Annotated in this window: 25 protein-coding genes; 15 read left to right on the top strand and 10 right to left on the bottom strand. The window is 63.3% G+C overall.

Translation table 11 applies throughout. The features are described 5' to 3' along the window. Positions 1-121: 121 nt before the first annotated feature. Positions 122-1,228, bottom strand: a complete 1,107-nt coding sequence (gene aguA / locus WF331_RS09215) for an agmatine deiminase (protein ID WP_016497575.1) — start codon at positions 1,226-1,228, stop codon at positions 122-124. Between the two features lie 278 nt (positions 1,229-1,506). Here aguA and rfbC point away from each other — a divergent pair, with 278 nt between their 5' ends. Genes rfbC through WF331_RS09195 form a run of 4 tightly spaced genes read left to right on the top strand, consistent with a single transcriptional unit; the run spans position 1,507 to position 5,767 of the window. Continuing rightward, on the top strand, positions 1,507-2,052 hold the full coding sequence (gene rfbC / locus WF331_RS09210) for a dTDP-4-dehydrorhamnose 3,5-epimerase (RefSeq protein ID WP_016497574.1): 546 nt from the start codon (positions 1,507-1,509) through the stop codon (positions 2,050-2,052). A 42-nt stretch (positions 2,053-2,094) separates the two neighbouring features. Next, positions 2,095-3,909 (top strand): sensor histidine kinase, encoded by a 1,815-nt coding sequence (locus WF331_RS09205; protein ID WP_016497573.1) that lies wholly within the window; start codon positions 2,095-2,097, stop codon positions 3,907-3,909. After that, a complete protein-coding gene (locus tag WF331_RS09200; protein ID WP_340622827.1) occupies positions 3,906-5,312 on the top strand; it encodes a sigma-54-dependent transcriptional regulator in 1,407 nt (468 codons plus the stop codon). Before WF331_RS09205 ends, WF331_RS09200 begins: the two co-directional genes overlap by 4 nt. After that, on the top strand, positions 5,312-5,767 hold the full coding sequence (locus WF331_RS09195; protein ID WP_340622826.1) for a thioesterase domain-containing protein: 456 nt from the start codon (positions 5,312-5,314) through the stop codon (positions 5,765-5,767). Before WF331_RS09200 ends, WF331_RS09195 begins: the two co-directional genes overlap by 1 nt. Positions 5,768-5,926: 159 nt before the next feature. Here WF331_RS09195 and cysQ read toward each other — a convergent pair whose 3' ends face one another. After that, complete coding sequence (gene cysQ / locus WF331_RS09190) at positions 5,927-6,745, bottom strand: 3'(2'),5'-bisphosphate nucleotidase CysQ (protein WP_016497570.1); 819 nt, start codon at positions 6,743-6,745, stop codon at positions 5,927-5,929. Beyond that, on the bottom strand, positions 6,742-7,308 hold the full coding sequence (nudE, locus tag WF331_RS09185; RefSeq protein ID WP_043200325.1) for an ADP compounds hydrolase NudE: 567 nt from the start codon (positions 7,306-7,308) through the stop codon (positions 6,742-6,744). Before nudE ends, cysQ begins: the two co-directional genes overlap by 4 nt. Positions 7,309-7,372: 64 nt before the next feature. Between nudE and yrfG the strand changes: the two genes are divergently transcribed. Continuing rightward, a complete protein-coding gene (gene yrfG / locus WF331_RS09180; RefSeq protein WP_340622825.1) occupies positions 7,373-8,035 on the top strand; it encodes a GMP/IMP nucleotidase in 663 nt (220 codons plus the stop codon). 111 nt (positions 8,036-8,146) lie between these two features. On the opposite strand, the gene lysM is transcribed toward yrfG, so the two are convergent. Then, positions 8,147-8,587 carry a peptidoglycan-binding protein LysM gene (lysM, locus tag WF331_RS09175; protein WP_016497567.1) on the bottom strand — a complete coding sequence of 147 codons (441 nt, stop codon included), beginning with the start codon at positions 8,585-8,587 and terminating at the stop codon, positions 8,147-8,149. 222 nt (positions 8,588-8,809) lie between these two features. Between lysM and fdhD the strand changes: the two genes are divergently transcribed. The 3 genes from fdhD to WF331_RS09160 all read left to right on the top strand — a co-directional run bounded on the left by fdhD (position 8,810) and on the right by WF331_RS09160 (position 12,621). Next, positions 8,810-9,595 carry a formate dehydrogenase accessory sulfurtransferase FdhD gene (gene fdhD, locus WF331_RS09170; protein WP_340622824.1) on the top strand — a complete coding sequence of 262 codons (786 nt, stop codon included), beginning with the start codon at positions 8,810-8,812 and terminating at the stop codon, positions 9,593-9,595. 5 nt (positions 9,596-9,600) lie between these two features. Further along, the gene (locus tag WF331_RS09165) at positions 9,601-11,946 is read left to right on the top strand and encodes an FdhF/YdeP family oxidoreductase (protein ID WP_340622823.1); all 2,346 of its coding nucleotides are present in this window, start codon (positions 9,601-9,603) and stop codon (positions 11,944-11,946) included. 195 nt (positions 11,947-12,141) lie between these two features. Then, entirely contained in the window at positions 12,142-12,621 is a 480-nt protein-coding gene (locus WF331_RS09160) for a glycine zipper domain-containing protein (RefSeq protein WP_016497564.1), read from the top strand. A 55-nt stretch (positions 12,622-12,676) separates the two neighbouring features. Here WF331_RS09160 and WF331_RS09155 read toward each other — a convergent pair whose 3' ends face one another. Then, entirely contained in the window at positions 12,677-13,117 is a 441-nt protein-coding gene (locus tag WF331_RS09155) for an acyl-CoA thioesterase (RefSeq protein WP_016497563.1), read from the bottom strand. 125 nt (positions 13,118-13,242) lie between these two features. Here WF331_RS09155 and WF331_RS09150 point away from each other — a divergent pair, with 125 nt between their 5' ends. Then, positions 13,243-13,686, top strand: a complete 444-nt coding sequence (locus tag WF331_RS09150) for a hypothetical protein (RefSeq protein ID WP_340622822.1) — start codon at positions 13,243-13,245, stop codon at positions 13,684-13,686. Continuing rightward, complete coding sequence (locus WF331_RS09145; RefSeq protein WP_174371282.1) at positions 13,686-13,958, top strand: type II toxin-antitoxin system RelE/ParE family toxin; 273 nt, start codon at positions 13,686-13,688, stop codon at positions 13,956-13,958. Before WF331_RS09150 ends, WF331_RS09145 begins: the two co-directional genes overlap by 1 nt. A 58-nt stretch (positions 13,959-14,016) precedes the next feature. Here the strand turns inward: WF331_RS09145 and WF331_RS09140 are convergent, their stop codons facing one another. After that, entirely contained in the window at positions 14,017-15,558 is a 1,542-nt protein-coding gene (locus tag WF331_RS09140; RefSeq protein WP_340622821.1) for a phosphoenolpyruvate carboxykinase, read from the bottom strand. 179 nt (positions 15,559-15,737) lie between these two features. Continuing rightward, positions 15,738-16,637 (bottom strand): Hsp33 family molecular chaperone HslO, encoded by a 900-nt coding sequence (hslO, locus tag WF331_RS09135; protein ID WP_049276053.1) that lies wholly within the window; start codon positions 16,635-16,637, stop codon positions 15,738-15,740. Between the two features lie 120 nt (positions 16,638-16,757). Here hslO and WF331_RS09130 point away from each other — a divergent pair, with 120 nt between their 5' ends. After that, complete coding sequence (locus WF331_RS09130) at positions 16,758-17,552, top strand: phosphatase PAP2 family protein (RefSeq protein WP_041167487.1); 795 nt, start codon at positions 16,758-16,760, stop codon at positions 17,550-17,552. A gap of 106 nt (positions 17,553-17,658) precedes the next feature. Here the strand turns inward: WF331_RS09130 and WF331_RS09125 are convergent, their stop codons facing one another. Continuing rightward, positions 17,659-18,060, bottom strand: a complete 402-nt coding sequence (locus tag WF331_RS09125) for an RNA-binding S4 domain-containing protein (protein WP_016497557.1) — start codon at positions 18,058-18,060, stop codon at positions 17,659-17,661. A gap of 109 nt (positions 18,061-18,169) precedes the next feature. Between WF331_RS09125 and rimB the strand changes: the two genes are divergently transcribed. Together rimB and rimK are read left to right on the top strand one after the other, a co-directional pair. Continuing rightward, complete coding sequence (rimB, locus tag WF331_RS09120; RefSeq protein WP_016497556.1) at positions 18,170-18,652, top strand: retropepsin-like aspartic endopeptidase RimB; 483 nt, start codon at positions 18,170-18,172, stop codon at positions 18,650-18,652. Then, on the top strand, positions 18,649-19,554 hold the full coding sequence (gene rimK / locus WF331_RS09115; RefSeq protein WP_012316721.1) for a 30S ribosomal protein S6--L-glutamate ligase: 906 nt from the start codon (positions 18,649-18,651) through the stop codon (positions 19,552-19,554). Before rimB ends, rimK begins: the two co-directional genes overlap by 4 nt. A 125-nt stretch (positions 19,555-19,679) precedes the next feature. Here the strand turns inward: rimK and WF331_RS09110 are convergent, their stop codons facing one another. Both WF331_RS09110 and ompR read right to left on the bottom strand, forming a co-directional pair. Continuing rightward, positions 19,680-20,993 (bottom strand): ATP-binding protein, encoded by a 1,314-nt coding sequence (locus WF331_RS09110; RefSeq protein WP_059394994.1) that lies wholly within the window; start codon positions 20,991-20,993, stop codon positions 19,680-19,682. Between the two features lie 13 nt (positions 20,994-21,006). Next, complete coding sequence (gene ompR / locus WF331_RS09105; protein WP_016484407.1) at positions 21,007-21,747, bottom strand: osmolarity response regulator transcription factor OmpR; 741 nt, start codon at positions 21,745-21,747, stop codon at positions 21,007-21,009. Between the two features lie 217 nt (positions 21,748-21,964). On the opposite strand from ompR, the gene WF331_RS09100 reads away from it, so the two are divergent. Both WF331_RS09100 and WF331_RS09095 read left to right on the top strand, forming a co-directional pair. Continuing rightward, entirely contained in the window at positions 21,965-24,289 is a 2,325-nt protein-coding gene (locus WF331_RS09100; protein WP_340622820.1) for a Tex family protein, read from the top strand. Next, a complete protein-coding gene (locus WF331_RS09095; RefSeq protein WP_012270050.1) occupies positions 24,289-24,672 on the top strand; it encodes a PaaI family thioesterase in 384 nt (127 codons plus the stop codon). The genes WF331_RS09100 and WF331_RS09095 overlap by 1 nt, the downstream gene beginning before the upstream one ends. Positions 24,673-24,686 lie beyond the last annotated feature (14 nt).

The raw sequence follows: 24,686 nt of genomic DNA, 5'->3' as shown, positions 1-24,686 counted from the left end.
GCGCGGCCCGGCCGAGCTATCTGATTGAAAAACAATACAAAACCTATGCCAGCCTGGGCGCCGGGTGTCGCCAGAAAAAAAGCCCGTCAAATGACGGGCCTTTTTTTAATTCACGCTGGGCTCAACGCTTGACCGGCGCCGGCTGCTGCTGAGTCAGGCAGTGGATGTTGCCGCCACCCAGCAACAATTCGCGGCCAGGGATCATCACTACTTCGTGGTCAGGGAAGATCTTTGCCAGGATCGCTCTGGCTTCGGCATCTGCCGGGTCGTCGAAGCTTGGCGCAATGATGCCGCCGTTGACGATCAGGAAGTTCACGTACGAACCGGCAAGGCGCACCGACGGGTCTCGCTCCTGGCTGCCGGCCACCTGATCGACACCGGCACACTCTTCAGCGGTGGCAAACAGCGGGCCCGGGATCGGCATCTTGTGCACGATGAACTCGCGGCCCTTGGCATCGCGGGTGTTCTTCAACACCTCCATGGCCGCGTGGCAGCGCGCATAGTTGGGGTCGTTCGAATCATCGGTCCAGGCCAGTAACACTTCACCCGGGCGCACGTAACAGCAGAAGTTGTCGACGTGGCCGTCGGTTTCGTCGTTGTACAGGCCATCCGGCAGCCACACCACGGTGTCGACCGCCAGTTGGTCACGCAGCACGGCTTCGATCTGCTCGCGGTTCAGGTGCGGGTTGCGGTTACGGTTGAGCAGGCATTCCTCGGTGGTGATCACGGTGCCCTCACCGTCCACGTGGATCGAACCGCCTTCAAGTACGAAGCCTTCGGTTTGGTAGCGCTGGCAGCGCTCCATTTCCAGCACCTTGGCGGCCAATTCCTCGTCGCGGTTCCACGGCGCATACAGGCCGCCGTCGAAGCCGCCCCAGGCATTGAAGCCCCAGTCCACACCACGCACTTCACCTTGGTCGTTGATGACGAAGGTTGGGCCGGTATCACGCACCCAGGCGTCGTCGTTGCTGATTTCGACCACGCGAATGTTCGGCTGGTCGAGTTGGCGACGGGCATTTTCGTACTGGCCGGCGGAGGCCGCGACGGTGACAGGTTCGAAGCGGGCAATGGCCTTGGCCAGGGTCACATGCGCAGCCTGTGCCGGCTTGCCGCCCAGGCGCCAGTTGTCCGGGCGCTCCGGCCAGACCATCCACACCTGGGTTTGCGGGGCCCACTCGGCGGGCATGTGGAAACCATCGGCACGGGGCGTGGAGTTGAGGGTTTTCATGGGTGACCTCTATGATGGCCCTGAGCCGGAGTGTGCTGGGGCGTTTGTCAATTTATAACCGATATATATCGATATTTGAAGCCCGGCAGTCGGGAATGACTCGCGAATTATGCGCAATTAGATCGATAACAATCGAATCATGAAAACCCGTGCCTGGTGCCGCTACCGGTCTGACGTCTACCATAGCCACACCTTATGCATCCTGTTGCATCGGTATGCGGAAAATTCCAGCGGGGCCGACTAGGGTCAATACTTGGGCAACGGGCCAGCGAGCCACTATGAACATCATCCCTACCGCAATCCCTGAAGTACTGATCATCGAGCCGAAGGTCTTCGGTGACAGCCGTGGTTTTTTCTTCGAAGCATTCAACGCGCGTGAGTTCGCGCGGCAAACTGGCGTGCGCACCGAGTTCGTGCAGGACAACCACTCTCGCTCCATCAAGGGTGTACTGCGCGGGCTGCACTATCAGGTCGAGAACACCCAAGGCAAGCTGGTGCGGGTGGTACACGGGGAAATCCGCGATGTCGCCGTGGACGTGCGCAAAAGCTCGCCAACCTTTGGCCAATGGGTCGCCGTGCACCTGTCGGCCGACAACCACCGCCAGTTATGGGTACCTCCCGGTTTCGCCCACGGTTTTGCGGTGATGAGCGAATCGGCCGAGTTCCTCTACAAGACCACCGATTACTACAACCCCGGCGCCGACCGCTGCATCCGCTGGGACGACCCGCAACTGGCCATCGACTGGGGGTTGCAGCAACCACCGGTGCTGTCGGACAAGGACAAGCTCGGCCTGCCACTGGCAGAGGCGGAACTGCTGCCTTAACTAGCGCATAATTGCGCCAGACTTTTCTGGCGCATTTACGTGATGATTGCAAAACCCACGCCCCCACGCCGTCCCCGCTGGCGCAGCCTGGCCTTGTTGGCCCTGTGCCTGGCCCCGTTGTTGTGGCCCCTGCATCACCTGGCCGAACGCTACTACCAGGAAGAGCTGGCCTCGCAGAACCGCCAGACCCTCGACCTGTACGTCGCCAACCTGCTCGGCACCCTGCACCGCTACGAAACCTTGCCGCAGATCCTCGGTGACCTGCCGGCGCTGCGTGGCGTGCTGGCCGACCCGTTCCGCCTGGAAGCGGTGACCAACGCCAACCGCCTGCTCAAGGACATCGTGCAGCAGACCGGTGCCGAGGTGATGTACCTGATGGACGTCAGCGGCAACACCCTGGCCGCGTCCAACTGGGACAAGCGCGACAGCTTCGTCGGTCGCAACTTCGCCTTCCGCCCCTACTTCAACGAAGCCATGGCCGGCCACCTGGGCCGGTTCTTCGGCCAGGGCACTACCTCGGCCAAGCGCGGCTACTTCTTTGCCGCAGCTGTGCGGGACCGCGAGCGCATCGTCGGCGTGCTGGTGGTCAAGGTCGACCTCGACCACACCGAAACCCTCTGGGGCCGCACCCCCGAGCAGCTGCTGCTGACCGACCACAACGGCGTGGTCATCCTGACGTCGCGGCCCGACTGGCGCTTCCGCTCCACCCGCACGCTGACCGAGGCCGAGCGCCAGGCCATCATCGCCATCCAGCCCTACCCGACCCAGGCCCCGCAACCGCTGGTGCTCAACCCGGACGCATGGATCACCCAGACCCGCGACATCAAGGAAACCGGCTGGCAGGTCAGCATCCTCGCGCCGCGCATGCTGGTCGATCGCTCGGTGCAAACGGTGATGGCCATCGGTGCCGGTACGCTGCTGGTACTGATGCTGCTGGCCGGCCTGGTGATGCAACGGCGGCGCCACTACATCGACCGCATCGACTTCGAAGCCCGTGGCCGCCAGGAGCTGGAAAAGCGTGTGGCCCAACGTACCGCCGACCTTGAAGGCCTGAACACACGGTTGAAAAATGCCGTGCTGGAACGTGAAAACGCCCAGCAAGAAGCAGTGCGCGCCCAGGACGAACTGGTGCAGGCGGGCAAGCTGTCGGTACTCGGCACCATGTCGGCCAGCATCAGCCACGAGCTGAACCAGCCGCTGGCGGCCATCCGCAGCTACGCGGAAAACGCCGAAATCCTGCTGGACCACCAACGCACCGATGACGCCCGCGGCAACCTCAAGCTGATCGGCGAGCTGACCGGGCGCATGGCCTCGATCATCGCCCACCTGCGCGCCTTCGCGCGCCGCGACCGACATGCCCCGGAAAGCGTGGCCTTGCAGCCCGCCCTGGACGATGCCCTGGCACTGCTGGCCAAGCGCCGCCGGGCGATGGCCGTGGAGCTGATCCGCGACCTGCCGGAGGCGACCTTGTGGGTACAGGCCGGTGAAACCCGCCTGCGCCAGGTGCTCGGCAACCTGCTGGCCAATGCCCTCGACGCCCTGACCGAAAAGGCCAACCCGCGCCGCTTGTGGCTAAGTGCCGAGCAGCGCGATGACTGCGTCTACCTGTACATCCGCGACAACGGCCCCGGCTTCAGCCGACAGGCCCTGGAGCATGCCAAGGAGCCGTTCTTCACCACCAAGACCCGCACCCAGGGCCTGGGCCTGGGCCTGGCCATCTGCGAAAGCCTGATGCGCGCCCTGGGCGGTGAACTGCTGCTGGCCAACCACCCGGAAGGTGGCGCACTGCTGACCCTGCAGCTGCGCGTGGCCGCGCCTGGCGCTACTTTGCCCAATTCGGAGGACTCCTCGGCATGACCACCGAGACACTGATCGACAGCCAAGCCCAGGTCATCCTGGTGGACGATGACCCGCACCTGCGCCAGGCGCTGAGCCAGACCCTGGACCTGGCCGGGCTCAAGGTAGTCGCCCTGGCCGATGCCCAAGGCCTGGCCGAGCGTATCGAGGCCGATTGGCCCGGTGTGGTGGTCAGCGACATCCGCATGCCCGGTATCGATGGCCTGCAACTGCTGGAGCAACTGCACGGCCGCGACAGCGAGCTGCCGGTGCTGCTGATTACCGGCCACGGCGATGTGCCGCTGGCGGTGCAGGCGATGCGCGCCGGGGCTTATGACTTCCTGGAAAAACCCTTTGCCACAGACGCCCTGCTCGACAGCGTGCGCCGCGCCCTGGCCCTGCGCCGCCTGGTGCTGGACAACCGCAGCCTGCGCCTGGCACTGAGCGACCGCCAGCAACTGGCCACCCGCCTGGTCGGCCACTCGCCGTCCATGCTGCGCCTGCGCGAGCAGATCGGTGCCCTGGCCGGCACCCGCGCCGATGTGCTGATACTGGGTGAAACCGGCGCGGGCAAAGAGGTGGTGGCCCGCGCCCTGCACGACCTGTCCAGCCGACGCGACGGCCCGTTCGTGGCGATCAACGCCGGCGCGCTGGCCGAGTCAGTGGTGGAAAGCGAGTTGTTCGGCCATGAGCCAGGCGCCTTCACCGGCGCGCAAAAACGCCGTATCGGCAAGTTCGAGTTCGCCAACGGCGGCACGCTGTTCCTCGACGAAATCGAGAGCATGAGCCTGGATGTACAGGTAAAACTGCTGCGCATGTTGCAGGAACGGGTGGTCGAGCGACTTGGCGGCAACCAGCTGATCCCGCTGGATATCCGCATCATTGCCGCGACCAAGGAAGACCTGCGCCAGTCCGCCGACCAAGGGCGCTTCCGTGCCGACCTGTATTACCGCCTGAACGTGGCGCCGCTGCGTATTCCACCGCTGCGCGAGCGCGGCGATGACATCCTGGTGCTGTTCCAGCACTTCGCCGACGCCGCCAGCCAGCGCCATGGCCTGTCCCCGCACACCTTGCAACCGGCGCAGCGTGCCGTGCTGTTGCGCCACCCCTGGCCAGGCAATGTGCGCGAGCTGCAAAACGCCGCCGAGCGTTTCGCCCTTGGCCTGGAGCTGGCCCTGGACGGCCAGGCGCCGCCGGCGACAGCAGCTGCTGCGCCTGTGCTGAGCGGCAACCTCAGCGAGCAGGTCGAGCAGTTCGAACGCTCGCTGATCGCGGCCGAACTGGCCCAGCCACACAGCTCCATGCGCAGCCTGGCCGAGGCGCTGGGCATCCCCCGCAAGACCCTGCACGACAAGCTGCGCAAGCACAGCTTGAGCTTCGACGGCGGCAGCGGCGGGCATGACGACCAAGAGGACCACCGTTAATGAACACCGATAGCCAGTACCTGCAGTCCGTACTGCACAGCGACATCCCCCTGACCCGCGAAATGGGCCTGGGGGTGATCGATTGGCAGCAGCACACCCTGCGCCTGCAACTGCCGCTGGCGGCGAACGTCAACCACAAGAGCACCATGTTTGGCGGCAGCCTGTACTGCGCCGCCGTGCTGGCGGGCTGGGGCTGGCTGCACCTGCGTCTGCGGGCGCTGGGGATCGATGACGGGCATATCGTCATCCAGGAAGGGCAGATCAGTTATCCGTTGCCGGTTACCGGTGCGGCGGTGGCGCGTTGTGCACCGCCCGACGAAAAGACCTGGGAGCGATTCCTGGCCATGTACCAGCGCCGTGGGCGGGCGCGGTTGACGTTGGAAACCACCGTGAGCAATGCCGGAAGTGACGAGCCTGCAGTGAAATTCAGCGGCCAGTACGTGCTGCACCGCTAGCCCAACAGCCGCTTGAAGCAACCTCTTGGCACACAACCCAAAGACTGGCGCAATTCCTGTGGGAGCGGGCAAGCCCGCGAACACCGGCGAAGCCGGTGCCGAGCACCGCGGTGCCTGCTTCGCGGGCTCGCCCGCTCCCACAGGGTACGGTTAAATCCGTCAGATCAGCTTCAGGAAGGCCTGGCGCCATGCAGCATTGGCAGGCAACGCCAGGAAATACGGATTGAGCAGCGACTCGCGTGGCGGATACCGAAACGGCAAGCCATCCAGCCCGATCACTTCGCCACCGGCCCCCTCCACCACACCCTGGGCCGCAGCGGTGTCCCACTGCGAAGTCGGCGCCAGGCGCGGATAGCAGTCTGCGCTGCCCTCAGCCAGCAGGCAGAACTTCAACGAACTGCCGATATTGGCCAGCTCCAGCTCACCCACCGCAGCCCCAAGGCCGGCCAACAGCGCTTCCTGCTCCGGGCTGGAATGCCGACGGCTGGCCACCACGGTAAAACGCTCGCCCTGCGCGGGTGCGTTGCGTACCTGGATCGGCTGGGCTGCCTCACCGGCATCTGCACGCCAGGCCCCCATGCCGCGCCCACCAAAATAACAGCGCCCATTGGTGGGCATCGACACCACGCCAAACACCACCTCGCCGTTTTCGACCAGGGCGATGTTGACCGTGAACTCTTCGCTGCCGGCAATGAACTCCTTGGTGCCGTCCAGCGGGTCGACCAGCCACCAGCGGCTCCAGCCCTGACGCTCGGCCAGCGGAATGTTGCAGTCTTCCTCGGACAGCACCGGAATGTGCGGCGCCAGCGCCAGCAGGCCATCGGCAATCACCCGGTGCGCTGCCAGGTCGGCGGCGGTCACCGGCGAATCGTCGGCCTTGTTGGTCACGGCCACGTCGGCACGCCAGAACGGCAGGATCGCCTCGCCTGCGGTCAGTGCCAGCTTGACCACTTCGTGCATCAGTTGCAGGTCGTTCATAGCTCCAGCAGCCCCCGCTGGATCATCAGGTCACGGGCCAGGTACAGCGCCGCCAGGGCGCGGCCCTCGGTGAACTGTGGGTGCATGGCCAATGCCGACAACTCGCGCAGGTTGACCTTGTCGACCCGCATCGGCTCTGGCTCATCGCCTTCCAGGCGCTCTTCGTACAGGTCGGTGGCCAGCACTACCTGGATCTTCTGGCTCATGTAGCCCGGCGACAGCGACAGCTCTGTCAGGTGCTCCAGCTGGCGTGCGCCAAAACCGGCTTCTTCCTTGAGCTCCCGGTCGGCTGCCGCCAGCACATCCTCGCCCGGCTCGATCAGGCCCTTGGGCAAAGACAACTCGTATTCATCGGTGCCGCCGCAGTACTCCTCCACCAGCACGGCATGCTCGGCGTCGAGCATGGCAACGATCATCACCGCCCCGTAGCCGTTACCCCGGCCCACCAAACGCTCGTAGGTACGCTCATTGCCATTGCTGAAGCGCAATTGCACGGCTTCGACGCGGAACAGGCGGCTGCTGGCGACGATTTCGCGGCTGAGGACGGTGGGTTTCTGGCGCATGGGGCGGCTCCTTGGCGTGAACGGGTTACTATACCGTGGCTAGCCGACTGATCGAGAGTTTCCCATGCCTGTTATTCCCTGGTCTGCCATCGATACCGTCCTGCTGGACATGGACGGCACCCTGCTCGACCTGCATTACGACAACCGCTTCTGGCTGGAGCACCTGCCCCAGCGCTATGCCGAGCTGCACGGGGTGAGCCGGACCATGGCGGAAATGGAGCTGCAGCCACTGTTCGAGCGCAATGCCGGCACGCTGAACTGGTATTGCCTGGATTTCTGGAGCCGCGAGCTGCGCCTGCCAATCCGTGAGCTGAAGCAGGAAATCGCCGACCTGATCGCCCTGCGCCCAGACGCCGATACCTTCCTGGCGGCGATCCGCAAGGCGGGAAAACGCGTGGTGATGATCACCAATGCTCACCGCGACTCGCTGTCGCTGAAGCTGGAACGGGTGGAACTGGCGCCGTATTTCGAACGGCTGATCAGCTCGCACGATTATGGCTACCCGAAGGAAAGCCCGCAGTTCTGGGATGCCTTGCAGGCGGATATTGGCTTTGAGCCGGGGCGCAGCCTGTTTATCGATGACACGCTGGCGATTCTGCGCAGTGCTCGGCGGTTTGGTGTGGGGCACCTGCTGGCGGTGCGCCAGCCGGATAGCAAGGCAGGGCCGCGGGATACCGAAGAGTTTGCGGCGGTCGAGGATTACCGGGAATTATTGATAGGCCTATGAGGCCCTCTTCGCGGGTGAACCCGCTCCCACAGGTACTGCGCCAGCCGTGAGAGGGCGCTCAACCTGTGGGAGCGGGTTCACCCGCGAAGAGGCCGGTACAGGTTTCAGAGATCAGTCAGGAATACGCAGCACCTGCCCCGGATAGATCTTGTCCGGGTGCGACAGCATCGGCTTGTTGGCCTCGAAAATCTTGTTGTACTGGTTGGCGTTGCCATAAACCACGACTGAAATGGCCGATAGCGTGTCGCCCTTTTTCACCGTAACGAACCGTGCCGCCTTCACAACCGGCCCGGTCACGGTGATCTGGTCATCCACGCTGGCTACACCATTGATGTTGCCGGCTGCGAGGATGATCTTCTCCTTCTCTTCCTGGCTGGCCACTTCACCCTTGAGGGTGATCGTGTCTCCCTCTACAGTGGCGGTGATGTTCGGGTTGCCCAGTCCAACGTCTTGCACGTGTTTTTTCAGCTGCTCCTCGGCATTGGCATTGCCAGGGGTCAGCAGGTCGATCAACTTCTCGCCGGCTTCCTTCACGAAACTGAACAGGCTCATTGCGCTCTCCTTGTTGACGAAACCTCGGACTCACGAGTCTAGGCCAGCTTTTCCACTCCCGCCCCCTGTGCGACCAATCGACACGGTCTATCAAGGCATAGACCCTAGCGATTAGACGCCGCCGGCCCGCAAGCCTAGGCTTGTGCAATCAGAAAGCCGCCGGTATTCAACGCCCCGATGAACAGCAAACCTCCGGTCTGCGCGGCATCATCGCCCTTGTCCATGCCCGCCGCCAGCAACACCTACGATTACGTCCAGCTCAGCGACGCCCAACGCGAAAGCACCCCGCTGGCCGAAGAAGTGGCCCTGGCCATTGTCTACAACGGCCTCAACCAGGCGGTGATGCTGGTCAGCCCCACCGACCTCGAAGACTTCGCCGTCGGTTTCAGCGTTGGCAGCGGCATTGTCGAAGGCACCACAGAAATCTACGACCTGAAGCTTTCCGGCAGCGGCTCGGCAATGTATGCCGACCTGGAAATTTCCAGCCGGGCGTTCTGGAACCTCAAAAACCAGCGCCGCCAGCTGGCCGGCACCAGTGGTTGCGGCCTGTGCGGGGTCGAAGCGCTTGAACAGGCGCTACCGGACCTGCCCGAACTGCCAGGCGCGCCCCTGCCCCCGCCCCAGTGGCTGGTTGGCCTGCGTGAACGCATCGATGCCTTCCAGCCGCTGGGCCAGCATTGCGGGGCTGTGCATGCCGCACTGTTCATGGACCGCCATGGCGAGCTGCTGCTCGGCCGTGAAGACATCGGCCGGCACAACGCCCTCGACAAGCTGATCGGCGCCCTGCTGCGCCAAGGCATAGACAGCCAGGGCGGCCTGGCCATCGTCACCAGCCGCTGCAGCCTGGAGCTGATCCAGAAAGTACTGCGTGCCGGCATCCAGACCCTGGTCAGCCTGTCGGCGCCCACCGGCCTTGCCCTGCAATGGGCACGCAAGCACAACCTCAACCTCATCCATCTGCCCAAGCACAGCGCACCGCGGGTCTACAGCCCGGCGGCGGAGTCGTAACAGCCGTGACCTCTTACCAGCACCTCCCGGACAACGCCCCAGCCTCCCCCCCTCGCTACAAGCCCTACCACGGCCCCGCCGGTGGCTGGGGCGCGTTGCGCAGCGTGGCCAAGGCCTGGGTCGGCAGCGACAACGCGCTGAAGAACATTCGCGCGCTGCTCAAGACCAACCAGAACGGCGGCTTCGACTGCCCGGGCTGCGCCTGGGGTGATTCGCCGGAAAGCGGCATGGTCAAGTTCTGCGAGAATGGCGCCAAGGCGGTGAACTGGGAGGCGACCAAGCGCCGCGTCGATGCCGCCTTCTTCGCCCGTTACAGCGTCACCTCGCTGCTGCAGCAGAGCGACTACTGGCTGGAGTACCAAGGGCGCCTGACCGAACCGATGGTCTACGACGCGCCCAGCGACCGGTACCTGCCAATCAGCTGGGATGCCGCGTTCGCCCTGATCGCCCGCGAGCTGAACAAGCTGGCCAACCCTGACCAGGCCGAGTTCTATACCTCGGGGCGCGCCAGCAACGAAGCGGCGTACCTGTACCAGTTATTCGTGCGCGCCTACGGCACCAACAACTTCCCCGACTGTTCGAACATGTGCCACGAGGCCAGTGGCGTGGCCCTCGGGCAAAGCGTCGGGGTTGGCAAGGGCACCGTCACCTTCGACGATTTCGAGCATGCCGACACGATTTTCGTCTGGGGCCAGAACCCCGGCACCAACCACCCGCGCATGCTCGACCCGCTGCGCGATGCGGTGAAACGTGGCGCCCAGGTGGTGTGCGTAAACCCGCTGAAGGAACGTGGCCTGGAGCGTTTCCAGCACCCGCAGAACCCGCTGGAGATGCTGACCAACAGTGACCGGCCGACCAACACCGCGTTCTTCCGCCCGGCATTGGGCGGCGACATGGCGATGCTGCGCGGCATGGCCAAGTTCGCCCTGCAATGGGAACGCGAAGCCCAGGCCAAAGGCGAACCGGCCGTGTTCGACCATGCTTTCATTGCCGAACATGGCCATGGCGTCGACGAGTACCTGGCAGTGGTAGATGCCACGCCGTGGGAGCACATCCAGGCGCAGTCCGGCCTGGCCCTAGCCGACATCGAGCTGGCCGCCCGCATGTACTGCCGCGGCAAGCGGGTGATCATGTGCTGGGCGATGGGCATCACCCAGCACCGCCATTCGGTGCCGACCATCCAGGAAATCGTCAACCTGCAGATGCTGCGCGGCAACATCGGCGCACCCGGCGCTGGCCTGTGCCCGGTGCGTGGCCACAGCAACGTGCAGGGCGACCGCACCATGGGCATCAACGAGCGCCCGCCGGTGGCCCTGCTTGACGCCATCGAAAAGCGTTTTGGCTTCCCCGTGCCCCGGCACAACGGCCACAACACCGTCGAAGCGATTCACGCCATGCTCGATGGCCGAGCCAAGGTATTCATCGGCCTGGGGGGTAATTTTGCACAGGCCACGCCGGACACCGAGCGTACCGCACAGGCACTGCGCAATTGCGAGCTGACCGTACATATCAGCACCAAGCTCAACCGCAGCCACCTGGTGCACGGCAAGCAGGCGCTGATCCTGCCGTGCCTGGGCCGCACCGACATCGACCTGCAGGCCGACGGGCCACAAGCGGTGACGGTGGAAGACTCGTTCAGCATGGTGCACGCCTCCAACGGCCAGCTGAAGCCACTGTCGACGCAAATGCGCTCGGAACCGGCAGTGGTTGCCGGCATCGCCGCCGCGACCCTGGGCAAGCAACCGGTGGACTGGCACTGGCTGGTGGCCGACTACGACCGCATCCGCGACCTGATCGGCGATACCATCGCCGGCTTCAGCGGTTTCAACCAGCGCCTGCAACACCCAGGCGGCTTCTACCTGGGTAACAGCGCCGCCAGTCGCGAATGGAAGACCAGCACTGGCCGCGCTAACTTCAAGGCCAACCTGCTGCCGGATTCGTTGCTCGATGAGCGCGTGCGCGCCAGTGGCCAGCTGCCGGACCTGATCATGCAGTCGATGCGCTCGCACGATCAGTACAACACCACCATCTACGGCCTGGACGACCGCTACCGCGGCGTGCGCGGCCAGCGCGAGGTGCTGTTCGCCAACGAAGCCGACATCATCCGCCTGGGCTTCCAGCCGGGGCAGAAGGTCGACATCGTGTCGCTGTGGGGGGATGAGCATGTGCGCCGGGTGCAGGGCTTCACCCTGCTGGCCTTCGACATCCCGGCCGGGCAGGCAGCGGCGTACTACCCCGAAGTGAACCCGCTGGTGCCGCTGGAGAGCATTGGCGATGGCAGCCATACGCCGACATCGAAGTTCATTGCCATCAAACTGGAGCGGGCACAGGACGACGGGCGTATCCTGTAGAAACGAAAAAGCCCTGTTCCATGGCGGTTCAGGGCTTTGTCATAAAGGTCTCAGACAGCCGAAAATCGATAAAGTTTCACAGCAAATACAGTAACTTAGCGAATTGTGTACAACTCGTGTTACTCGTCGGATTTCCGTTGCCAGCCGCGCCGCTTAGCCTCAAATTCGCCTCGTCATCCCTATGAGGCTCTCTTGATGAAGAAGTACTCCTCGATTTTGTTGTTGTCTTTCAGCTTGCTCAGCGGCGTTGCCATGGCAGGCGGCAATACCGAGGCCGGCATTGGCGGCGCATTGGGTGGGGTACTGGGCTCCGTCGTGGGCAACTCCATCGGTGGTAGCACGGGCGGTGCCATTGGTGCCGGTCTGGGCGGCGCAGCCGGCGGTGCCCTGGGCGCCGACAAGCGCCAGCGTGGCGAGGCCGCTATCGGCGGCGCGCTGGGCGCTGCAGGCGGTAACGTGGTCGGTCGCTCGGTGGGCGGCACCACCGGTAGCTACATTGGTGCAGCAGCCGGCGGTGGTGCCGGTGGCGCCCTGGGTAACTACATGGGCAACAAGGCCGACGAAGACGAGCGCCATGATGATCGCCGCTACCGTCGCGACTACGACGACCGTCGCCACTACGACCGTGGTCGCCACTACGGCCACCGCAAGCACAAGCGCCACTGGCGCGACTGATGCCTGAGGGCCTCGCCCCGGCAGCAAAAGCCCCGCCCCTTTCGGCAGGGCTTTTTTATGCCTGCTGCTCCAGTACCAGGCCAGACAGGATCATTTGCAGCGGCTCAGGCAACACCACAGGACGACCACTGGCCCGTTCGATGAACACCTGAACCACCGTACCTGCCGCACACGCCTCCGGCTCACCCGGGCGGAACAGCGCCAGGCGGTACTCCACCGTACTACCCGCCAGGCGCGTCACCCCCAAGCCCACTTCGAGAACGTCGGGGAAGCCGGGCAGCGCGAAGAAATCCGCCGCCGAACTGACCACGAATGCCGCCAGCTCGCCGTCACGCAGGTCCACCTCGGCCTGTTCGACAAGGAAGGCCTGGATAGCCGTTTCGAAAAAGCCATGCACGGTAGCACCGGCGATATGGCCGTTGACGTCGTTGTCCGATGGGCGGGTGAGGATGGGGTGGAAGTGGGAGAAGGCAGTGCGCTGAGGGGATTCGGTCATGAGTTATCCACAGTTGGTTGCAATCGATCAGGAAGCTTCCCACAACAAGTTCGGAAGGCCTATAGTCGCAATCAACTATAGATTGCATAGCATGGTCAGTCCCGATGAAGCCGAGAAATACACCCATGCCAACTCATCATCTAGACCATGCCAACCTGAGCCGCATGGCGGAATCAGGCCGTATCAACGCTACGCATATCGTAGGTCACCCAGGGGGCTGGGCGGTTCAGGTAGACATCAACCATCAGGAACATGTGCTTACCGCCCAGCGCAGCGGCAACGTCAGGCTTTTCAAGAAACTTGAGACTCTGGTGACTTACCTGCTGGATCTGGGAATCGACTATTTCGTGGTCGACGCATCCACTTTCGATCCTGGGCAGGTGACTACTTATCAACGGCCTGACCGCGCCCAGGCGTTGAAGCGGGCCCATGAAGCAGCTGCCTATGAGACTTGGTTTCACGAGCAGGTAACAGCAAGCCTGGAAGACACAGTGCCAGTGATGGACGATGAGGAGGCCGAACGACTGTTTGCTGCTCGTCGTGCCACCCTGGCTACCAAGATACGTTGATGCGGCTGACGTGGCGCCAAATGGCGCTCAAAGACCGCGTGCGCATCATGGACCATATCGCTCAGGACAATCCTGCAGCGGCAATCGAGCTGGACGAAACCTTCGGGGACAAAGCCAGGCGCGCAGCACTGAATCCGGTTCTCTACAAGGTGGGCAGATACCCAGGAACCAGGGAAATCGTAGTCAGGCCCAATTATGTGATGATCTACCGCGTCGTAGATAACCGTGTCGAGATCATCCGCATTCTGCACGCCCGACAGCAATGGCCTTGAACACCAGCAACAAAAAAGCCGCCCCTGAGGGCGGCTTTCTAGTTACGGCAGGCTCAGCTTACAGCTGCGGGCCAGCGGCCTTGATGGCGTCGGAAACTTCGAACTTCTTGAAGTTTTCGATGAACAGCTTGGCCAGGCCTTTGGCGGCCTCGTCGTAGGCAGCTTTGTCAGCCCAGTTGGTGCGCGGGTTGAGCAGCTCGGTTTCAACGCCCGGGACAACTTTCGGCACGTCCAGGTTGATGATGTCCAGGTGCTCGGTTTCGGCACCGACCAGCGCGCCGCTCTGGATCGCAGCGATCACCGCACGGGTGGTCGGGATGCTGAAGCGCTTGCCAACGCCGTAGCCACCGCCGGTCCAGCCGGTGTTGACCAGGTAGACTTTGGAGTTGAAGCCATTGATACGCTTGATCAGCAGCTCGGCGTACTCGCCAGCCGGGCGCGGGAAGAACGGTGCGCCGAAGCAGGTGGAGAAGGTCGACTTGATGCCGCCGCCCGAACCCATTTCGGTAGAACCAACCAGCGCGGTGTAACCGGACAGGAAGTGGTAGGCCGCCTGTTCGTTGTTCAGGATCGAAACCGGAGGCAGAACACCGGTCAGGTCGCAGGTCAGGAAGATGACCGCGTTAGGCTCGCCGCCCAGGTTCGCTTCGGAACGCTTGGCAACGTGCTCCAGCGGGTACGCTGCACGGCTGTTCTGGGTCAGGCTGACGTCGGTGTAGTCGGCGTGCTGGTTGGCGTCGAGAACGACGTTTTCCAGCACAGCGCCGTGCTTGATGGCTTTCCAGATGACCGGCTCGTTCTTCTCGGACAGGTCGATGCACTTGGCGTAGCAGCCGCCTTCCATGTTGAAGACAACGCCTTCGCCCCAACCGTGCTCGTCGTCACCGATCAGGTAACGGCTTTCGTCGGCCGACAGGGTGGTCTTGCCGGTGCCGGACAGGCCGAAGAACAGGGTCACATCGCCTTCTTCGCCGATGTTGGCCGCGCAGTGCATTGGCAGTACGTCGGCCGCCGGCAGCAGGAAGTTCTGCACCGAGAACATGGCTTTCTTCATTTCGCCGGCGTAACGCATGCCAGCGATCAGTACCTTCTTGGCGGCGAAGTTGATGATCACGCAACCGTCGGAATTGGTGCCGTCACGCTCAGGCTCGCACACGAAGTTGGCAACGTTGAGCACCTGCCACTGGTCGCGGCCAGCCGGGTTGAACTGCTCCGGGTTGATGAACAGGCAACGGCCGAACAGGTTCTGCCAGGCAGTCTGGGTGGTCATCTTCACCGGCAGGTAGTGCTCGGCGGCTGCCCCTACGTGAACGTAGGAAACGAAGTGATCCTGGGCGTTGTTGAACGCCTCGACGCGGTCCCACAGGGCATCGAACTTGTCGGCCGGGAACTTGCGGTTGATCGGGCCCCAGGAAATGGCGTCCTGGGTGGAAGGTTCTTCGACGATGAAACGGTCAGCCGGCGAACGGCCAGTACGGTGACCAGTCTCTACGACCAGTGCGCCAGTATCGGCTAGTACGCCTTCACCGCGTTGCAGCGCTTCTTTTACCAGCTCATCGACGCTCAGGTCGGTGTACACGGTGTTGTTGGCTTGCGTCATGAGATACCCCATCCGGCCCGAGGCCGAGTGCTCCAAACGTTTTGTAGTTGTCTTGAAAAAACTACTACAGCGAAAAAAGTGGCCGGATTATGCCAGAAACGCCCAAAAAAAGTAGGCCCCTCCTGTCGTAACCGCGCTTTTGCGCAATTCGACAGGAGATTCCCCTGCAATTAAACGTTTCAGTGGCGAGTTTCTGAGGCGGTGTCTGTACCGCCACCGGCAAACAGTTGCGCCACATCGCTTGCATCGAAGAAATAGCGCTCGTTGCAGAACTGGCAATCGATCTCCACCTGGCCGCCGCACTCTTGCACCAGTGCCTTGGCGTCATGCTCGCCCAGGCTCACCAGCGCGTTACCGGAGCGTTCGCGCGAGCAGCTGCAATTGAAGCGCAACGGCTGAATGTCGAACAGGCGCACGGCATCTTCGTGGTACAGGCGGTGCAGCAGGGTTTCGTTACCTTCGGCCCATTCTTCAGGCTTGAGGGTCTTGGCCAAGGCGATCACGTGCTGCCAGCTGTCTTCACGCTCTTCGTCGTCAGGCTGGCGATCACGCGGCAGTTGCTGCAGCAGCAGGCCACGGGCCTTGCCGTTTTCGGCGTTGAGCCAGAAGCGGGTATTGAGCTGTTGCGACTGGACGAAGTAGTTGGTGAAGCACTCCGACAGGTTGGCACCGTCGAGGTCCACTGTACCCTGGTAGCGCTGGCCCTTGACCGGGTCGATGGTCAGGGTCAGGTGGCCCTCGGGCATCAACTGCGCCAGCGTGGCGTCAGCGGCGATCTGATCGGCCTCGTAGCGCGCCACGCCACGGATGTCGCGATCGCCCGAGCATTCCACCATCAACAGCGGGATCGGCCCTTCGGAGCGCGCCTGCAGAATCAGCAGGCCATCGAACTTCAGCGCCCCCACCAGCAAGGCGGTGGCAGCCATCAGTTCGCCGAGCAGCGCCTGCACCGGCTGTGGGTATTCATGACGCGCCAGCACCGCGGCATAGCTGTCATCGAGAGACACCCACTCGCCGCGCACATCGCGCTCGTCGAAGATGAAACGTTGAGTGAAATCGGTATCAGGCAAATCGCTCATAGGTTTTGGCTATCTAAAAAATGATGACAAAATGGTTACAGCGGTTGTCGAAAACCTTCGAAAACCCGTGACAGAGCGCTCACAAGGCGCTCCGAATCCTGTTTGCAATAGAGGTATCTTATGGACAATCGACCACTGTTCCAAGCAAGGTGGTCCTTGGGGCCATTGGCAGCCTGCACGCTGCTTCCCATCGCTCTACTGTGTTTCTGGTTATGGCCTTTTGGCCAGATCCTGTGCCTGACTTTCGACGAGTGGCTGTTCCACAGCCTGAATGCGCCGCTGGCCGACAACACCACCTGGCGCTACATCTGGACCGTCGGCAGCCTGCGCCCGTTCGACATCGTCGTTGGCCTGATCCTTCTGGCAGTGCTTATCCGTGGTGACTGGGTGTTCAAGGCAGCTCAGGTTCGCCAGGCCTTTTTCGGCTTTCTGGTCACGCTACTCCTCTTAGTGGTGATTCGCGCGCTGTTTTCCAAGTGGGTGGATGCAGCCGGCTGGCAGCACAAGAGCCCGTCGATGATCTTCGACGACGTGGTGCACCTCAGCGACTACTACCCGAACCTGGAGGCGGCCTGGGAGCTCAAGGACCGATCCAGCAAGAGTTTCCCGGGGGATCACGCTTCGGTGCTGCTGATCTGGGCGCTGTTCATGAGCGTATTCAGCCGCCGCCTGGTGCAGTTCCTGGTGATCTGGGGGCTGGCGGTGCTGTTCATGCTGCCGCGCCTGGTGGCCGGCGCCCATTGGGGGCAGGATGACTACATTGGCGGGTTGCTGATGGCAGTGCTGGCGTTGGGCTGGAGCTACTACACGCCGCTGGCGGCCAAAGGCAGTGAGGCGTTGATGCGCTGGACGGCGCCGTTGTTCAACCTGCTGGCCAGATTACCGCTTGTCGGGCGAATGGCCGTGCTCCGCTAGATGCTTGGGGCTGCTACGCAGCCCTTTCCGACCGGGCCGGCAAGGCCGCTCCCACAAGGCTCTGTGGGAGCTGGCTTGCCGGCGATGGGCCGCAAAGCGGCCCCGGCTATTCAAAGCTCCCATGCAGCTGGTGAATCTGTCGGCGCTGCTTCTTGGTCGGCCGGCCATCGGTGGTCACGCCCATGGCCCCGGCCTTACGCATTTCGGCCGCCTGCTCCCGGCGGCGCACGCTTTCTTCGGTTTCCTCGTACAGCGTCTGCGCTTCTGGCGCCCCACGCCGCACCACCGACAACGCCTTCACCACCACGGTGCGTTCATCGAACCCGGTGCGCAGCAAAAATTCGTCGCCCACCCGTGGCTCCTTGCCCGGCTTGCAACGCTCGCCCCGGCAATGCACCTTGCCGCTCTCGATCGCCGCCTTGGCCAGCGCCCGCGTCTTGTAGAAACGCGCCGCCCACAGCCACTTGTCCAGGCGAACCTTGTCGTCGTCTTCGGCTTTTTGTGCCATCCCGTTACCTCGGATTCTGTCTTTCATCGAACTGTACTACCTTCACATACGGATGCAAAAAGTCCCCGCCATGCTTACAGTTCACCACCTTACTCGCAGGGTGCGCTTCGTGAAGACATTTGACCATTTGACTGTGATCGGCCTGCGTGAGTGGATAGCCCTGCCCGACCTTGGTGTCGCCGGGCTGCGCGCCAAGATCGACACCGGCGCCAGCACCTCAAGCCTGCACGCTACCGAGGTGGAACCGTTCGAGCGCGACGGCCAGCCGTGGGTCCGTTTCACCGCGCACCTGGGCTCGGTGGTGCAGTTGCGTCACCGGCGTTGCGAGGCGCCGCTGGTCACCATGAAAACCATCAAGAGCTCCAACGGCCACGCCCAGACCCGCTATGTCATCCGCACGTCACTGGCGCTGGGCGATGGTGTGTGGGAGGTGGAGTTCACCCTGGCCTGTCGCAAGAACATGCGCTACCGCCTGCTGCTCGGTTCCAAGGCCTTGATCCAGGGCCAGCTGGTCGTGAACCCCGGCTTGAAGTACGTCCAAGATAAACCGGCCTTTCCGGCCACCCTTTCCCCTGTCACAGGTGCTGCATGAAGATCGCTGTGCTGTCGCGCAATCCGCGTCTGTATTCCACCCGCCGCCTGGTCGAAGCCGGTACCCAGCGTGGCCACGAAATGGTGGTGATCGACACCCTGCGGGCCTATATGAACATTGCCAGCCACAAGCCGCAGATCCACTACCGCGGCAAGCCGCTGGAGGGCTTCGATGCTGTGATCCCGCGCATCGGGGCTTCGGTCACCTTTTACGGCTGCGCGGTGCTGCGCCAGTTCGAAATGATGGGCGTGTACCCGCTCAACGAATCGGTGGCCATTGCCCGCTCGCGCGACAAACTGCGCTCGCTGCAATTGCTGTCGCGGCGCGGTATCGGCTTGCCCATTACCGGCTTCGCCCACTCACCGGACGACATCCCCGACCTGATCCAGATGGTCAATGGCGCCCCGCTGGTGATCAAGGTGCTGGAGGGTACCCAGGGCATCGGCGTAGTGCTGTGCGAAACCACCCAGGCGGCCGAGTCGGTGATCGAGGCGTTCATGGGCCTGAAGCAGAACATCATGGTTCAGGAGTACATCAAGGAGGCCGGCGGCGCCGACATTCGCTGCTTCGTGGTGGGAGACAAGGTCATTGCCTCGATGAAGCGCCAGGCCAAGCCGGGCGAGTTCCGCTCCAACCTGCACCGGGGGGGCGTCGCCAGCCTGATCAAGATCACCCCGGAAGAGCGGATTACCGCCATTCGTGCGGCCAAGGTGATGGGGTTGAGCGTGGCGGGTGTTGATATCCTGCGGTCCAACCATGGGCCGTTGGTGATGGAGGTGAACTCATCGCCGGGGCTGGAGGGGATCGAGGTTACCACTGGCAAGAACGTGGCCGGCATGATCATCGAGCATCTTGAGAAGAACGGCGGGCCTAATCAGACCCGGACCAAGGGCAAGGGCTGATTCAAGCCTGTACCGGCCCTATCGCCGGCAAGCCAGCTCCCACAGGATTACCACAACCTCCAGGCTTGTAGATTACCTGTGGGAGCTGGCTTGCCGGCGATAGGGCCGGTGCGGTCAACCAGATTTCATACAGCATTACGCGGCAGCAAAAGCCCCAACGGCAACCGCACCCGCGCCTCGATCCCGCCACCGGACCGGTTACGCAGCTCCACATTCCCGCCATGCTGGGCCGCGATGCGCTTGACGATCGCCAACCCCAGACCGGTGCCCTTGCCGCCCCGTGCACGGTCCCCACGAATGAACGGGTTGAAGATGGTCTCCAGCTCCGATTCGTCGATCCCGGTGCCACGGTCCAGCACGCTCAGCACCACGTATGGCGCACTCTCGTCACCCGACACATAGGCAGCCACTTCCACGCCCTTGCCGGCATGGTGCAAGGCGTTGCCGATCAGGTTGCCCAGCATGCGCTTGAGCGAAACACGGCGCAGCGGGAACGGCGGGATTGGCTCCAGGCACAGGCGCACACGTTCTTTCGGCTGGTTGTACGGGGCCACCACTTCACGCACCAGTTCAGCCAGGTCGACCTCTTCCACCGGCTCGTCGCGGCCATCGCGGATGAACGCCAGGAACTGATCGAGGATCGCATCCATGTCCTCGATATCGCGGACCATGTCGTCACTCAGGTCGCTGTCGCTGTCCAGCAATGACAACGACAGGCGCAGGCGCGTCAACGGTGTGCGCAGGTCGTGGGAAACCCCGGCCAGCATCAGCTCGCGCTCGCGCCCGGCCTGTTCGACATCTTCGGCCATCTGGTTGAAGGCCTTGTACACCTCGGTCATCTCGCTGGGTGTATCGCTGATCGGCAGGCGCACGCTGCGCCCCTGGCCCAGCTGACGAGCGGCGAATACCAGGCGCTTGAGCGGCTGGTTCAACTGGCGCACAAAGATCCAGGCAGAGGCTGTGGACAACAGGCCGATGGCCAGGAACCAACCCAGCACGTTCCAGATCTTCTGCCCACGCAGCGGGTGCGGGTACAGCGGCACTTTCAGCCAGCCCGGGCCCAGGCTTGGCGCATTGACCCACAACGCCGGTGGCGCATGAATACGCAGCCGCACCTCGGTGTCTTCGCCCAGCTCCGCCTGCATCTGCCGTTGGTAGATTTCGCTGTAGGGCCAATGCTGCTCGCCCTCGGGCACACCCGAGCCGGTCACGCGGATAAGGCCCGCCGCCTCGGCAATCTTGTCTCGGTTTTCTTCGTCGGCAGCCCAATAGGCGCGCAAGGTCAGCGCCACACCGTGGCTGTATTGACGGTCGACCAGTACGTCCTCGTTCATCAGCAGGTAGACCAGGGTCAAGGCCTTGCTGAACAGGACGACGATCAACACCAGCCACAGGGTGCGGGCGAAGAAACTCTGCGGAAACCAGAGCGGCGTTTTCATGGACGACGCGGCATCATTTACCTGCGTTTCCGTCTGGCACGAACACGTAGCCCACGCCCCAGACGGTCTGGATGTAACGCGGCTTGGACGGGTCCGGCTCGATCATGCGGCGCAGGCGCGAGATCTGCACGTCGATGGAGCGTTCCAGTGCATCCCACTCACGGCCACGGGCCAGGTTCATCAGCTTGTCGCGGGTCAGCGGCTCGCGGGCGTGCATCACCAGGGCCTTGAGCACGGCGAACTCGCCGGTGGTGAGCATGTGCACTTCATCGCCACGCTTGAGTTCGCGGGTGGCCAGCGACAGCTCGTAGTCGCCGAAGGTGACCGATTCGTCCTCACTGCCCGGCGCACCCGGCACGGCGGGGGCCTGACGGCGCAACACAGCCTTGACGCGGGCCATCAGCTCGTCCGGGTTGAACGGCTTGCCCAGGTAGTCGTCAGCGCCCAGTTCCAGGCCCTTGATACGGCTCAGCTCGTCGCCCTTGGCGGTGAGCATGATGATCGGGATCTGGTTGTTCTGCTGGCGCAGGCGCTTGCACGCGGACAGGCCATCCTCGCCCGGCAGCATCAGGTCGAGCACCACCAGGTTGAACACCTCGCGCTGCAGCAGGCGGTCCATCTGCTCGGTGTTGGGCACCGCACGGGCACGGTAGCCCTTGCTGGTGAAGAACCGTTCCAGCAGGCTGCTAAGCCCCGGATCGTCGTCGACGATGAGAATCTTGTCACCTTCAGCGGTGTTTGCGGTGCCGGTCATGAATAACTCCTCTGATTTCGCCGCGCATTATGGCGTAGCCATTGCTGCACGTTGCGTGAGCATTGTTAGCAGATTTTTCCCCCGGCGCCAGTTCCAGCTGGCTGGGCGCCATCACCGCAAGCCGATTGCGATGGGTATAATGCGCGGCTTTCATCCAGCGCCGCCGGGCGAAAAGCCCACAGGCGACCCCCGTATTCACAAATGTCAGGTGGTTTACATGGACAGCATCAACAGCCGTATCGCCGAGGAACTGGGCGTACGCCCCCAGCAGGTCGAGGCGGCCGTGGGCCTGTTGGACGAAGGCTCGACCGTGCCCTTCATCGCCCGTTACCGCAAGGAAGTGACCGGTAGCCTGGACGACACCCAGCTGCGCCATCTGGAAGAGCGCCTGCGCTACCTGCGCGAACTCGACGACCGTCGCGCCAGCATCCTGGCCAGCATCGAGGAACAGGGCAAGCTGACCCCGGAACTGGCCCGCGAAATCAAGCTGGCCGAGACCAAGACCCGCCTCGAAGACCTGTACCTGCCGTACAAGCAGAAGCGCCGCACCAAGGGCCAGATCGCCCTGGAAGCCGGCCTGGGCGACCTGGCCGACGGCCTGTTCAACGACCCCAACCTGGCCCCGGAAAGCGAAGCCGCACGCTTCGTAAACGCCGAAAAAGGCGTAGCCGACGTCAAGGCCGCGCTGGAAGGTGCCAAATACATCCTCATGGAGCGCTTCGCCGAAGACGCCGCCCTGCTCGACAAGCTGCGCAGCTTCCTCAAGCAGGAAGCCGTGCTCAGTGCCCGTGTGGTGGCCGGCAAGGAAGAAGAAGGCGCCAAGTTCCGCGACTACTTTGCGCACGACGAACTGCTGCGTAACGCCCCGTCGCACCGTGCCCTGGCGATCTTCCGCGGGCGCAACGAAGGCGTGCTGAGCGCCTCGCTGAAAGTGGGCGAAGAACTGCCTGGCACCCTGCACCCGTGCGAAGTGATGATCGGCAACCACGTCGGCATTGAAAACCGCAGCCGCCCGGCCGACAAATGGCTGGGCGAGGTGGTGCGCTGGACCTGGAAGGTCAAGCTGTACACCCACCTGGAAACCGACCTGTTCGGCGAACTGCGCGACAACGCCGAAGGCGAGGCGATCAACGTGTTCGCCCACAACCTGCACGACCTGCTGCTGGCCGCCCCGGCCGGCCCGCGCGCCACCCTGGGCTTCGACCCGGGCCTGCGCACCGGTTGCAAGATCGCCGTGGTCGATGCCACCGGCAAGCTGCTGGACTACACCACGGTGTACCCGCACGCGCCAAAGAATGACTGGGACCGCACCATTTCCATCATGGCCGCACTGTGCGCCAAGCACTCGGTGGAACTGATCGCCATCGGCAACGGCACCGCCAGCCGCGAGAGCGACAAGCTGGTGGCCGAACTGGTCAAAAAATACCCAGCGCTGAAAATTACCAAGATCATGGTCTCCGAGGCCGGTGCGTCGGTGTACTCGGCATCGGAACTGGCCGCCCGCGAGTTCCCGGACCTGGACGTGTCGATCCGTGGCGCCGTGTCGATTGCCCGCCGCCTGCAGGACCCGCTGGCCGAGCTGGTGAAGATCGACCCGAAATCCATCGGCGTCGGCCAGTACCAGCACGACGTTTCCCAGCTGAAACTGGCGCGTGGCCTGGACGCCGTGGTCGAGGACTGCGTGAACGCCGTGGGCGTGGACGTCAACACCGCCTCGGTGGCGCTGCTGACCCGTATCTCCGGCCTCAACGCCACACTGGCACAGAACATCGTCGCCCACCGCGATGCCAACGGCCCGTTTGCCACCCGTGCAGCGCTGAAAAAAGTCAGCCGCCTGGGTGAAAAAACCTTTGAACAAGCCGCCGGCTTCCTGCGTGTGATGAACGGCGACAACCCGCTGGACGCCTCCGCAGTGCACCCGGAGGCCTATCCGCTGGTGCAGCGCATCGCCGCCGACACCGACCGCGATATCCGCTCGCTGATCGGCGACAGCAGCTTCCTCAAGCGCCTGGACCCCAAGAAGTTCACCGACGAGTCCTTCGGCCTGCCGACCGTCACCGACATCCTGCAAGAGCTGGACAAGCCTGGCCGCGACCCACGCCCAGAGTTCAAGACCGCCACCTTCCAGGACGGCGTCGAAGACCTCAAGGACCTGGAGCCCGGCATGATCCTGGAGGGCGTGGTGACCAACGTCACCAACTTCGGTGCCTTCGTCGACATCGGCGTGCACCAGGACGGCCTGGTGCACATCTCGGCGCTGTCGGAGAAGTTCATCAAAGACCCGCGTGAAGCGGTGAAGGCCGGCGACGTGGTCAAGGTCAAGGTCATGGAAGTGGACATCCCGCGCAAGCGCGTCGGCCTGTCCATGCGCATGGGCGACACCCCGGGCGAGAAGGTCGAAGGCAACCGCGGTGGCAACCGTGGCAATGGCGGCAACCGCCAGCAGCAGGCCCAACGCCCGCGTGAAACCGCCACTGCCGCACCGGCCAACAATGCCATGGCCTCGCTGTTCGCCAACGCCAAGCAGTTGAAGAAGAAGTGATGGACGTACCCCGCGAATACGTCGAAAGCGCCTTCAGCCAGCTGCTGGGCTGCCGCCTGCAACGCCTGGACACGGGTGTTGCCGAGGTGGCCCTGGCCCTCGAGCCGCACTTGCGCAACCGTGGCCAGAAGCTGCACGGCGGGGCGATCTTCAGCCTGGTGGACATCGCCATGGGCCTGGCCTGCTCGGCCAGCCATGGCTTTGACCAGCAAAGTGTCACCATCGAGTGCAAGATCAACTACATGCGCGCCGTCAGCGACGGCGAAGTGCTGTGCACCGCCCGTGTGCTGCACGCCGGGCGGCGTACCCTGGTGGTCGACGCCGACGTAGTCCAGGGCGACAAGCTGGTGGCTAAAGCGCAAGGAACCTTCGCGGTTCTCTAGCTCACCAAGCAGTA

The sequence above is a fragment of the Pseudomonas sp. YNh genome, from assembly GCF_037993085.1.
GTDB classification, from domain to species: Bacteria; Pseudomonadota; Gammaproteobacteria; order Pseudomonadales; family Pseudomonadaceae; genus Aquipseudomonas; species Aquipseudomonas putida.
Note: the sequence above shows the minus strand (reverse complement) of the source record. Positions and strands in the feature narration are given on the sequence as shown.